1 protein-coding gene is annotated in these 683 nt (G+C 61.2%); it reads right to left on the bottom strand.

Annotation, left to right across the window (positions count from 1 at the left end):
• Positions 1 to 683: thiamine pyrophosphate-binding protein (locus tag Y707_RS22830; protein WP_035780012.1), on the bottom strand; the 683-nt coding region annotated here is incomplete at both ends.

The following is a 683-nucleotide window of genomic DNA, read 5'->3' as shown; positions in this document are numbered from 1 at the left end:
AAATGCTCCCGCACAAACCCGCCGGACTCCGCCTTATAGGTTTGGTAGTCCCCGTCCGGGGTGGAATTCATGATCCCCACCAAAGACCCGTCGTCGTCCTTGGCGAGCAGATCATCCCATTCCCGGCCCCAGACCACCTTGATCACGTTCCAGCCCGCACCACGGAAGAACGCCTCAAGTTCCTGCATGATCTTCCCGTTACCGCGCACCGGTCCGTCCAGGCGCTGCAGGTTGCAGTTGATCACAAAATTCAGGTTATCCAGCCCGTCATTAGCCGCCAACTGCAGCAAACCCCTGGACTCGGGCTCATCCATCTCCCCGTCGCCGAGGAACGCCCACACCTGCTGGTCACTGGTGTCCTTGATCCCCCGGTTATGCAGATACCGGTTGGACTGCGCCTGATAAATCGCGTTCATCGGCCCGATCCCCATCGACACCGTCGGGAACTCCCAGAACTCCGGCATCAACCTGGGGTGCGGATACGAGGACAGCGCGTGGCCCTGCTTGGACTTCTCCTGCCGGAACCCGTCCAGATCCTCCTCCGACAAGCGCCCCTCCAAATAGGCGCGGGCGTACATGCCCGGTGAGGCGTGGCCCTGGAAGAACACCTGGTCCCCGCCACCGGGATGATCCTTACCCCGGAAGAAATGATTCAACCCCACCTCATACAACGTCGCCGCACC

The sequence above is a fragment of the Arthrobacter sp. H14 genome, from assembly GCF_000520495.1.
Taxonomy (GTDB): Bacteria; Actinomycetota; Actinomycetes; order Actinomycetales; family Micrococcaceae; genus Arthrobacter_C.
This window is presented reverse-complemented; position numbering and strand designations above follow the sequence as displayed.